Origin of the sequence: Burkholderia sp. AU33545, assembly GCF_020419685.1 — a bacterium.
Classification (GTDB): Bacteria; Pseudomonadota; Gammaproteobacteria; order Burkholderiales; family Burkholderiaceae; genus Burkholderia; species Burkholderia diffusa.
The window spans coordinates 383,449-394,166 of sequence record NZ_JAIZRQ010000005.1 but is presented as its reverse complement, the minus strand read 5'-3'; the positions used below and the strand labels follow the sequence as shown (position 1 = coordinate 394,166).

General features: G+C 62.9%; 14 protein-coding genes. All 14 read right to left on the bottom strand.

Annotated elements, in window-relative coordinates:
* Position 1: 1 nt before the first annotated feature.
* From LGM71_RS19285 to LGM71_RS19220, 14 genes are read right to left on the bottom strand one after another with little or no spacing between them, the layout of a single operon-like run.
* Positions 2-427, bottom strand: coding sequence for a hypothetical protein (locus LGM71_RS19285; protein ID WP_226115932.1), 426 nt, complete (start codon positions 425-427; stop codon positions 2-4).
* A gap of 24 nt (positions 428-451) precedes the next feature.
* Positions 452-967: a hypothetical protein gene (locus LGM71_RS19280; RefSeq protein ID WP_226115930.1), complete on the bottom strand. Its 516-nt coding sequence runs from the start codon at positions 965-967 to the stop codon at positions 452-454.
* Positions 968-977: 10 nt separating this feature from the next.
* Positions 978-2,393 (bottom strand): N4-gp56 family major capsid protein, encoded by a 1,416-nt coding sequence (locus LGM71_RS19275; RefSeq protein ID WP_226115928.1) that lies wholly within the window; start codon positions 2,391-2,393, stop codon positions 978-980.
* Positions 2,394-2,409: 16 nt separating this feature from the next.
* A complete protein-coding gene (locus LGM71_RS19270) occupies positions 2,410-3,174 on the bottom strand; it encodes a hypothetical protein (protein WP_226115926.1) in 765 nt (254 codons plus the stop codon).
* Positions 3,175-3,182: 8 nt separating this feature from the next.
* On the bottom strand, positions 3,183-3,701 hold the full coding sequence (locus tag LGM71_RS19265; protein WP_226115924.1) for a hypothetical protein: 519 nt from the start codon (positions 3,699-3,701) through the stop codon (positions 3,183-3,185).
* Between the two features lie 51 nt (positions 3,702-3,752).
* A complete protein-coding gene (locus LGM71_RS19260; RefSeq protein ID WP_226115922.1) occupies positions 3,753-3,998 on the bottom strand; it encodes a hypothetical protein in 246 nt (81 codons plus the stop codon).
* Positions 3,999-5,096, bottom strand: a complete 1,098-nt coding sequence (locus tag LGM71_RS19255; protein WP_226115920.1) for a hypothetical protein — start codon at positions 5,094-5,096, stop codon at positions 3,999-4,001. It lies immediately after the preceding gene.
* An 8-nt stretch (positions 5,097-5,104) separates the two neighbouring features.
* Positions 5,105-5,353, bottom strand: coding sequence for a hypothetical protein (locus tag LGM71_RS19250; protein ID WP_226115919.1), 249 nt, complete (start codon positions 5,351-5,353; stop codon positions 5,105-5,107).
* Positions 5,346-5,690 carry a hypothetical protein gene (locus tag LGM71_RS19245; RefSeq protein ID WP_226115918.1) on the bottom strand — a complete coding sequence of 115 codons (345 nt, stop codon included), beginning with the start codon at positions 5,688-5,690 and terminating at the stop codon, positions 5,346-5,348. Before LGM71_RS19245 ends, LGM71_RS19250 begins: the two co-directional genes overlap by 8 nt.
* Complete coding sequence (locus LGM71_RS19240; RefSeq protein ID WP_226115917.1) at positions 5,687-7,876, bottom strand: hypothetical protein; 2,190 nt, start codon at positions 7,874-7,876, stop codon at positions 5,687-5,689. The genes LGM71_RS19245 and LGM71_RS19240 overlap by 4 nt, the downstream gene beginning before the upstream one ends.
* A 7-nt stretch (positions 7,877-7,883) precedes the next feature.
* The gene (locus tag LGM71_RS19235; protein WP_226115916.1) at positions 7,884-8,060 is read right to left on the bottom strand and encodes a hypothetical protein; all 177 of its coding nucleotides are present in this window, start codon (positions 8,058-8,060) and stop codon (positions 7,884-7,886) included.
* A 2-nt stretch (positions 8,061-8,062) separates the two neighbouring features.
* Positions 8,063-8,224, bottom strand: coding sequence for a hypothetical protein (locus LGM71_RS19230; protein ID WP_158683424.1), 162 nt, complete (start codon positions 8,222-8,224; stop codon positions 8,063-8,065).
* A 2-nt stretch (positions 8,225-8,226) separates the two neighbouring features.
* Entirely contained in the window at positions 8,227-10,230 is a 2,004-nt protein-coding gene (locus tag LGM71_RS19225; protein WP_226115914.1) for a hypothetical protein, read from the bottom strand.
* A complete protein-coding gene (locus LGM71_RS19220; protein WP_226115912.1) occupies positions 10,227-10,649 on the bottom strand; it encodes a hypothetical protein in 423 nt (140 codons plus the stop codon). Before LGM71_RS19220 ends, LGM71_RS19225 begins: the two co-directional genes overlap by 4 nt.
* Positions 10,650-10,718 lie beyond the last annotated feature (69 nt).

Genomic DNA, 10,718 nt, shown 5'->3' with positions numbered 1-10,718 from the left:
TTCACGCCCCTTCGCGCGCGGCTGCGATCTTCTTGCGCGCCTTCTCGAGCTCGGCCTCGATGCCCTTCAACTGCTGCGGCGCGTTCTTCAGGTTCGCTTGATCCTGGCTCGACAGCGCCTTCGCGCCAGCCTTGCCGGCGGTCTTCGCCTTTTGACGCTCGAGCAGATCGGCGTACGCTCGCTCGATGTCATCGCGCGCCTTTTCGTACTGCTCGATGTGGGCTTCGAGGACCGGGATCTCGAGCATGCGCTGCTGACGCTGGAGCGCCTCGCGCACGGTATCCATCCGGGCGTCGAGCGACGCCTTGTCCTCACCCTCGACCAGATAACCGCTGGCCGAGAGTTGCGCCTGGTTCGGCGCCGGGAGGGTGATCGAGAAGTTGCCGATCACCGTTGCAGCCGTAACTTCCTTGGAGGCTTGCGACATGGTCTTCCTTTCGGGGTTTGGGTATTACGAGCGCGCCCAGGCCGGCACGGGGCCGCCTCCGAGCACCTTGTTCTGAGCTTGCCGGTACGGGTTGAACGCGTGTCCGTTGATGTCGTTCTCGTGCACCCAGGTACGCGCGACCATTTCCTTGATCGAGCGCAGGGTGTCCGTGTCGAACTTGTACGTATGACCGTGCAGATACGGCGTGCCGTTGATCTTCAGGTGCTCGCCGCCGCACGGCGCGAGATCGATGCGGTACCACCAGAGATCCGTCTTGCCGTCCTCGGCCTTGCCTGCATAGCGCTCGACAACGCCCGACGTCAGCAGCGCCGATTGCGCCTGCGCGGACAAGCGCGCAGATTCTTCCTCTGCGATGTCTTTCGCGGCGCCCAGCTTGGCGTTTTCGGCTTCGAGCGCCTTGATGCGCTCGAGCAGTGCGTCGCGGCTTTCCTCGTCGGATGAGGCACCGCCGAGCAATTCGTCGGCATCAGCCGACCCCGGAGCCGGTTTCCCCGGCTCCTGCGAGTTACGTGCGGCCATCAGTTACTCCTTACGGGGTAGTCACGGTACCGCCCTGGTAACCCGGCGCGAATGCGGAGCCGCATTCCACGCGAGCCAGGAAGGCCGTATTGAGCAGGATCGAGCCGTAGAACACCTTCCACGACACGACCCGGGTCTGGTTGAGCGGATCCGACTTGTCGGCGCCGGTCAGATAGTGGAACTCGGGATTCTCGAGCAGCACCTGGCCGTAGCTGTGGTTGCCGATGAAGATCACCGGGAACACCGATACGCCGGTCGCCGGCGCGGCCGGAGGCGTCTGCGTGACGCCGATGCCGGTCAGCGTGATCGTCTGGTTCGGCTGCAGCTGCGTCGCCTGGCCGGCGAGCACGCCGGTTACCGGCACGCCATTGCCGATCGCCGTCGCGAGGTTGGCCGGGTTCGCGGTCGTCCCGATGTACACGTTGAACACGTAGTTCGGGAACGACGGCAGCGTGACCGAGATCGAGCCGGTCGGGCCCGTCACGCTGATCGACGAGGAAACCTGGTAGATGGTCTGCTCGACGGACGTCAGCGCGGGTGCAGCGGTGACCTGAATGTAATACGTTCCGGTGGCCAGCTGACCGCCGGACGTCGACGCGGAGCCGTTGATCGCGGCTGCGCCCGTCCAGTACGGCATCATGTTCGTTTCGCAGAAGCGGATACCGCCGAAGTCGCCGAGCTCGTTGTTGTAGAGCCGGTTGACATCGCTGTAAGCCCAGGCTTGCTGGACCGACGAGTTCTCGCGCATGTCCTGCGCCGAGAACGGGCTGATCAGCGCGACATAGTGCTGCTTGACGCGCGGCGTCGTCGACGGATCACGATACGCGCCCGCCTCAATCATCATGTCTTCGCGCTCGTCTCCATTGAAGCGCGGCACGCCGTAGGCGGCCATCGACGCAAATAGCCGGTTCGACTCGTGCGGCGACATCACGTTGGATGCCGTTAGGGCAGCGCGGTTGGCGGCACCGCCGGCGTAGTTCACCTGCGGTGCGGACAGCAGCGTGTTCAGCGTATTTCGCTCGAGAGTTTCCGGCATCTGCAGCGACACCAGTTCGCAGGCTTGCTGGAACAGCGGGTGCTTGATCGTGAGGTTCGCCACATCGGTGATGATCACGCGGTCGCCCCACTGCTGCGCGGTGGCGCTGACCTGCTGCAGCGTCATCGCTTCGCCCGGGGGCGCGACACCTTCCTGCAGCGGCGCGTACGGCAGCGGCAAGCGCTGGTAGCGCGACGCGGTGTACGTCGTACCGCGGTTCGTGTCGAGCTTCAGCGGCTTGCCGAACTGATATGCGACCAGCTGGCGACGCGCGAGCGGCTCGACTTCTTCCTGGATATACGCTTCGACGTCAGCCGTGAAACTCGACGACTGGTTCGTCACCCCGGGGAACATGAGGCCCGTCAGGAGGGCCAGAATTTTCGTCAGCATGGTGTCCTCGTGCTGGTCAGATGTTCACGTCGGCCAGACGCGCAGCGCGCTTCTGGTGTTCGGTTTGCCCGCGCGACGGCGGTACGGTCGAGCGCACGCCCGGCGTCTTGCCGCGCGGAACGTCCGCAGCGGGAGCTTTCGCTTTTGCCTTCGGCTTCAACTTGCCGTCCGCGATGTCCTTGCCGAGCATGTAGTAGTAGACCGACTCGCGCGAGGCATTACGGCCCGCGCGGCGCTCTTCCTGCACCGCGGCTTCGACGCGATCGCGATAGCGCGCGCGGTGCGGATCGCTGGCGATCTTCGCCTCGAACAGCGTCTGATCGCGCAGATCCTGCGCCTGGAACAACGCGGCTTGCGCAGCCTGTTGGCTCTGGCGCAACGTGCGGTTCGACTGGATCTGCCAGCGCTCGATTTCCGTCGTGTTCGGATCGCGAAGGCGCGCCTCTTCAGCTTCGAAATCGCGGTCCATCACGGGCGCCGTCGGCGCAGCCGTTCGCGACGCATCGGCCATACGCCCGCGACGCTCTACTTCTGCTTCGAGCGCGGCCAGTCGATCGGCCTCGGATGTTGTGCGTCGCGAAGGCGCTGCCGGCTCGACGAAATCGAATTCGAGATCGTCTTCCGGGATATCAACAGCAGGATCGCCAGCACTACCATCAGCGCCGCTAGCACCATCAGCACCAGCGCCGTCGCCCCCAGCGTCGCCGCCAAGATCCGGAGAATCAGCGTCGTCGACGCCGGGAAACAGGAAACCGAGAAGTCGCTGCAGAAGCTTGTTCATGGCCGCCCTTACGATTGCGTGCCCGTACCGACCGCCTGGAGCGTTGCGGTCGTCGCGCTGGTGATGGTGACGATGAAATCGCGCCAGGTGTTCTGTGCGATCGTCATGGTGCCGCCGAGCGTCCAGCCGGTATTCGTGGTCACCGTCCAGGCAAACGCGCCGCTGGAACTGTTGATGATGCGCACCTGGAAGCTCAGGCCGATCGGCGCGTTCTGCACCACCGTCGGCAACTGCGCGAGAAGCGCGGCTACGGTCGGCAGCTGCGCGTTCGCACCGGCGCCGAGTGTGCCTGTGAGGTTCAGGAAGTTCTGAGCGGCTCCTGCGATTTGAGCGGCGGCGATCGTGAAGCCTGATGTGTTCGTTGCGGCGTTGTATCCGGTTTCCTGGAACGGGTTCATTCCGAGAACTGCGTTAGCCAGGCCGATCTGATCTGGCATCGCGCCGTTGTCCGGGATGTTCGGCGGATTGCCGGCACCGACTGCCGGGAAGACGAGGCCGACGAGATGGGCCAGAATGTTTTTGCGCACGATGATCTCCTGATCAGGGTTGCGCAATTTGTATAGCGGTTTCCCGTTTTTTCATACGCCCCTCAGCAAGTAGAACGTGAACGTCTCGCCACTCCAATCCAGGTTCTGCTCTTGTTGAAGCTGATCCGCGACGGATACGGCTGATTCGAACGCGAACCCAGGCGGGAACCCAAAGGGGGACACGGACACAAGGCAGTCACCAATCTGAAGTCCAGGGATCGAAATCGGGCCAGCCGTAGTTGCGCCATTGGCTGTCGCTTTGATGACCGTGGCGGTCGCTGAATTGAACGTGCTCATTTAGCGAATCCTCCGCGCGCGAAGATATCCATCCGCAGTCATCGTGCTGGCGCCGAACGTAGCCTGCGCGATGAGATAGACGGTTGTAGTTGTCGCGATGCTTATTCTCATGACCGGGGCAATGCGGCGCTGAACAGCACCCGTCGTGAAGGACAGAGCCGCGCTGGCGAAGGTACCGGGAGAGCCGAACGTCGCAGAAGTGGTATTGATACCTTCAACAAGGTTCGAGACGGTTGTAGACCCAGACGGGTTGTAGATGACGACTCCGGTTACGTCCCAGTCACCTGCCGTAAGGCTTACGCTGGTCACATTCGCATTTGCTCCGGACGTGAGCGAAGTACCCGTGGTCGATGCGATGACATATTCACCGATGCTGCCCGTGTTCGCGTTGTCATTCGTCGTAGTGCCGACGATGCCAGCGGTACTGGAAGGGGTAATTGCGGCCGTGAAGGTCAACGCGCCGACGGTCGACCCAAACGCTGGATCGGCGCCGGTAGATCCTACAAGCACCTGCCCGGTCGCACCGACGGCCAACTGGTTGATCGCACTCGTTCCCTCGCCGACAAGGACCCCGTGCGCGGTAAGCGTCTGCCGGCCGGTACCCCCCTGCGCAACAGAGAGCGCAGTCGTGAGGCCGGACAAGCTGGTGATATTGGCATTCGCGCCCGAGGTAGCGATGGACGAATTGCATCCGAACCCGGAGCCGTTCGTCCACTGCAGTGCCTGCGCTGCGCCGTTGCATCCAGTCACTGTAACGGCGGTAACGTTCGCGGTCGATCCGGTCGCGTTGCCGAGCAGCGTATTCGCGGCGATCTGTGCGATGTTCGAAAGCACAATGCCGTTTGTCAGGCTCTGGAATGAGTACGCGCCGGCGCCGGTGCGCGTCAGGAACCCGGTGCTCGAAAATCCGGTGATGTTGTCGAGCGCCGTGCCGCTCGCCGTCGCGGAATTAGTGCCCCCGGATGACACTGCAAGCGGGTGGGCAGTCAACGTCGCGATACCCTGCACCGTCAGGTTGTTATAAGTCGGTGAGGGGTAGCTCTGCGCGAGCGCGGCCGAGCAGACCAGCGCGAGCAGTCCTGCGAACAGCTTCTTCATGGAATACCTCACGATTGGGCGAGCGTGCCGCCGTTGTTCCAGAGCACGCCGGACGTTGCCGGAAGCGTTGTCGGCAGGCTGTTGAACCAGGCTAGCATTGCCGCGGCGAACGCCGGACTCGCGCCGTTGCCGAGCACATTCAGTGCGACCGTCATTTGGTTCGCGAGCGAATTGATCGCCATCTGAATCTCGTTAGGCGGCACGTCCTTGCCTTCCGCCTTGACCTGGTAGGGCGTGATGAAAAATGCGTCAGACATGGAGCGCCTCCAGCCTTTCCTGTGAGCTCGGATGCAGCGCGCTGCCAGGGTGTGGGTGCCGGCGCAGGAACATGCGCAGGCCCGCGGCCAGCCCGAGCTCCTTCACATACTGATCCGCCGCCAGCTCCTGCTCGCGCACGCGCGCAAAGACCCATTCCGGGCGGAAGATCAGCTGCAGCGTCAGCATCCACCAGAGACGGCGCAGCGGATCGCGCCGGATCAGGTGCGCGCGCTCATGCGCGATAACTGCGTCCTTCTCGATCGCGGACAGCGACCGGAAGAAGATGCCGGTCTGGATGGTCCCCCACGGCGTGCACCGGGCCACGAAGCGTTTCATCGCGGCCCCGCCAACGGTGAGGCGATCTGGTCGGGATGGATCATTCCGGCAGGACCCTGCGGTCTCGGCTGACCGGGCATCGCACCGGGGCGAGGCGTGCCCGCGACGCCGGGTCCTGCGCCGCCAGGTACACCCGGCTGCCCTTGCGGCGGCTTCGGGGCCTGTTGCGCCTGGAGCTTGGCTTGCATGGCTTGCTGGTGCTGCTGCACATGAGCGCGGAACAAGCCTGCCGGATCACCCGTGAGCTGCGCAGCCTGCAAGTGAGAAGCGATGTGTGCGCGGTCGTCGTCGGCCTGGTGGATCTCGGCCGGCAGACCGTTGTGCATCATCAGGTTCTCGTCCTGAGGATCGAGGTGGAACAGGTTCCTCTCATCAATGAGAATGCGCGGCGCGACTTCGGGCCCGAAGATCTGCTCGGTGCCGTACTCGAGGATCGGGCCGATGTTCAGGCGCCGACCATCGAGCTGCTGCGGAGGGATACCTCGCAGGACGTTCATCCACGCGATCATCTGCTGCATGCGCTGCAGATTCTGTTGGTAAGACGTACCACACCATCGGAAGAAATAGCGCTCACCGAATGCTTGCGGAGGGATCGCCTGCAAATTCGCCCGCGCGCCGATCTCGCCGAGCACCTCGACCGTAAGCTCCTCGGTGCGGAACTGACGATCAAGCTCGAACATCCATTCGAGCAGCGGATTGAGGATCACTTCCTCATACCGCTTCGCGTTGTCGATGATGTTCGATTCCTGCGACTGAGCCATGGCGGCCATCTGTGCCTGGTTCTTCCGGCCGGCGGGCATCTTTCCGAGCATGGCGTCGTTGACGTCCATCGACTCGTTGATTTCCTGCTTGATGCCGGCACAAAGCATCATCGCGTCTTTGTAGATGGCAGGGAAGTTGGCGAACTTGGTCTTGTTCGGATCCGTCAGCCAAACCGCCGCGAGTCCGACGACCATCGACTGGTAGTTCGGGTTCGAAAGCGGGTCGACCATGGTGATCGGCAGCAGGCTGTACTGCGCCGAGTCTTGACCCATGTTCCAGTAGTCGTTCAGGTTCCACTGTAGGAACTTGACCGGCTCGATTTTCGAGATCCCGAAGAATGAGCCGGTGATGCGCTCGATCGGCGCCGAGATTATCGGCCTCTTTCCCGACCAGAACGGATTCCGGATGATCCCGAGGATTATGTCCTGGCCGGCGAAGTACACGAAGCACGGCTCTTTGCCTTTGCCGAGGTCCAGGTTCGTGTGTACTTCGTAGATGAGCGCGTACTTGAACGTGCCTTCCGTACGAATGCCGGCGTCGCCGGTGCGCTTCTTCGGTGGCACGTACTTTTCTCGGCTACCGTCAGGTTTCGCGAGGTTGTCGATCAGTTCCTTCGCCTCGACACCAACGAAGATACCTTCATCAACGAACCGTTCCACGGCGTCGATCGTCAGGCGCAGCCGAATCGCGGTCGCAGTGGCCTTCTCGATGTCGTTGCAAGTCGGGGGATAGACGGCCAAGTCCTCGGTGGCAAACTGCACCACGTCCGGCCCTTCGGTCGTGAGTTCCTTTTCTTCCTTTTCCCAGTCCCACTCGTTCTCATCCGCAGCCAGGTCTTCGACTTCTCCGCCGAGCTCATGGTCCTCGAGGATCGGCGGCTTCTTGATCAGCTCCGTGATCCGGCGCTGCGTGCGCGTCCAATCGATGTAGAGATTCCACTGCCCGGTCACGTCGCCGGCGATCAGGTCCGCGCGCACGACGTCCTTGATCGCTGCCGAGCGAATGTAATGCTCGAGCAGGCTGATCTGCGCGAACGGAATGTTCCCGTCCGGGCCGGTCGCGCCGACGTGCTTGTGGTTCACGGGAAAGAGCTGTGCGATCGTGCGCTTCACGCGCGCATTGACCGCGTTTCGCACCGCGGGTATGTAGCACTGCGAGTTGCCGGAGTACTGCTGATTCTCGTCCGGCTGAGCGTTGTAGATGGACCAGTACTCCGCGCACCGGTCCATCTGCTCCTGCTTGTTCTCGTAGCACTTCGCGATCTTGGGGTACAGCTTCGCCGCTTCGGTGTAGGCGTCGGAATCGGGCTTGTCGGCCCAGTTCTCGATTTCTTCGCCCGTCTTCTCAGCGTCGAGGGCCCGCGCGTCCAATGTTTCGACCGCGGGCTTGTCGTCCTGCTTTTTCGGCTTCTTCGGGCGTGCCATGGAGGGATCAACCGATCACCTTGCCCTCGAGCTTCTTGCGAAGCGAGGTGCCGGTGCCGCGGTCACGCGGCGTTCGCTTCGGACGATCGTCCGGGTTCGGTTTCTTCGCGGTCTTTTCGGCGAAGAAGTCGCCGACCGGGCGCGACTCGGAGCGCGTGCCTTGGAATTCGCGGCGCTTCTTCACGATCACAGACCCGGCTTGTGAAGCTTTTCGCGCATCGGGCCGCCCGACATGCGCTCGCCGACCTTCTCGGCCTTGCCGTATGCGCCGCCCTGCTGCTTGCCCTTGTAGAAGTCCGACGGGCGCTGCGACGGCGCCTTGGGCGTGATTTTGCGATCGACTGCCATGTTCATCTCCGCGGCAAAGTGGTCAGGTAGCTCACACCTTGCGGGTTCACGCCCATGTTCACGCCTTCCGGCAGGACGTCCGCTTGCTGCGAGCAGATCACGTACACGGCCGCCTCGAGTCCCTCGATGAGGGTACGGTGTGGACCGGTCTCCGGGAGCGTATTCCGGTTTCCCGCGCGATCGACCGGGTAGTTGTAGCCGCCGGCCAGCGCATTGAGAGTGTGCTTCGCGCCTTGTTGATCGACCTGAAACAGACGCCTAGCCTTGGCCTCGGTGCGAATGAGCGGAGAGAGAGCGCCGCGCGATACGTTCGCGTACGAGCCCCGCATCGGGTAAAGATTCGCTGCGCGAAGCGCCGGAACGATCGGCATGCGATCTGCCTGGTCGAGCACGTCGGCCGGCAGCCATGCCGTCATACGCGCGCGCGGGAACGCGGCGCGCACGAGCTGCGAGATGTCGGGCACCGCCTCCTTCGGCGGTACCGGCGAAATCCAGTCCGCGACGACCACAACACGCTGTCCCTCGATGCAGATGAGTGCGGCAGTCGTCTCTGTACCGTTGGAGTTGAATGCCAGTGCGAGCGGATGCTGCTGACTCGGCTCGTACTCGGCGACGAGGTTCCACTGCCCGAAGTCGTCGTACACCGGCGAGCCAGAGAAAACGCGCTGGAAGTACGCGAGCGCGTTCAGGATGTCGCGCTTGCCGCTGGGGAAGTTCAGGATCTCGGCGACAAGCTTCGGATGTGCACCTTGTCCTCCGACCAGCACGATGTCGCCAGCCTCGAAGAACGGCTGCATGCCCATGATGAACTGCACCTTGTCGCGATCCTGCGGCGCGGTGAGCGGACGTAGTGCCAGCGTCACGCCGCGGCGAAGCATCTCCGCCCGCATCGGCTGCAACAGCCATTCGTCGAGCGAGTTCTTCTCGATCGCGACCACCGCGTCGCCGTACCGCGCCGACGACGTGAATGCATCGTCGATCACCTCGTCGGGTTTCCAGAACTCGCCCGAGCTCGCATGTACGTAGATCTTCGTGCCGAAGCGGCTGACCACCACGCGCCCGGTGCGGTCGCTCTTCTTCACGTCCGTCGTCCGTGCCGGGTCGGTGATCACCACCTTAGGCAACCACGGCGCCGGGTCCACTGGGCACTCGCGGATATGGTCGCTCTCGAACGGCTTGTCCTGACTGCCGATCGCCATGAGCATGTATTCCTGCATGAAGCCGCGCAGTTGCCCCGCCCGCTCCATCTCGTCGCGCTTCCTGCGGATCCAGTCCATCGGATAGCGCTCCGGCCACATCGCTTCCGCGGCGGGGTCGTCGATGTCGCCCTTGCAGATCGGGTAGCGGCGGCTGGTCCAGTCCGGGTTGTCACGCAGCCGGGTGATCATGCAATCCTCGGCCAGAGGTGTACCTGTGACCCGGATCTTGCCCTTGACCTTGTCCATCGCCGGAATCAGTTCGAGGTAGAGCTTGCGCATCGACGCGTCTACGGCCGCCTTGTCCTTGACCCGTTCCTTGTTCTCGATGTCGTCGAGATACGCGCGGTCCGGACGGATGTCGCGCCATTTGAAGCCGCGGAATTCTTCCTCCCAGCCGTGCGCCTCAAGAAGCACGCCGTTCGAAAGCTCCATCTGGTGCTCATTCCAGACGCGCCCCGACTCCTTGAGACGACCAAAGAGGCCCTGGAGCTTCATGTTCCGGACAGCCTCGAACTTGATCGCCTCGAGACGCTGGCAAGCCTTCGTGTACGTCTCACCGATGATCAGGCAGTACCCGAAGTTGCCGAAACAAGCCTCGATCAGCAAATGCTCTTCCGAGAGCGTCGACTTGGCACCCTCCCGAAACGCCTCAATCAGCACCCATTCGTCGGCACATCGCCAGAGGTCCATGACCTCGACGTGAAACGCAGGAGACGCCTGCGGGTGCCGATGGGGGAACAGCATTGCCGAGCCAAGCGCCCGATCATCCGAGATCGCCTTCAGCAACGCGCCATTGGTCAGGCTCATTGCAGGTACTGGTTCGCCACGAGGATGCCTTCGAAGCCGGCGTACGCGGAGGGTGGCGTGCTGGTGATGCCGGTGATGCGCGTGGTGAGCGCTGTTTGCGATGCGATCATCGTGCCGGTCGCAACTTGGCGTTGGATCGGGTTGAAGTTCGCGTCCAGCCCCTGCACCATCACCGTCCGGGCACCGGTGCCGGCCGCGGCATCGTTCGCGGACGACGAGATGATCTCCAGCGCTTGAGCCGACGTCTGGAACGGGTATGCCCCTTGACCCACCCAAACATCTGCACCAGCCGCGGGGGCACCGTTGAATCCATACACCGCGACGCGTGTATGCCCCGACGCGCGACCCAATGTCGCCCCGAATGGGAAATTGATCGCGATCGGATCAGTGCTGACCGACTTGACGTAGCCGTTGCTCATCTCTCACCTCCGAATCCGTTGTCAGAGGCGATCATCAATGTTTTTCCCGCGTGCGGATTGGGGAGGAGG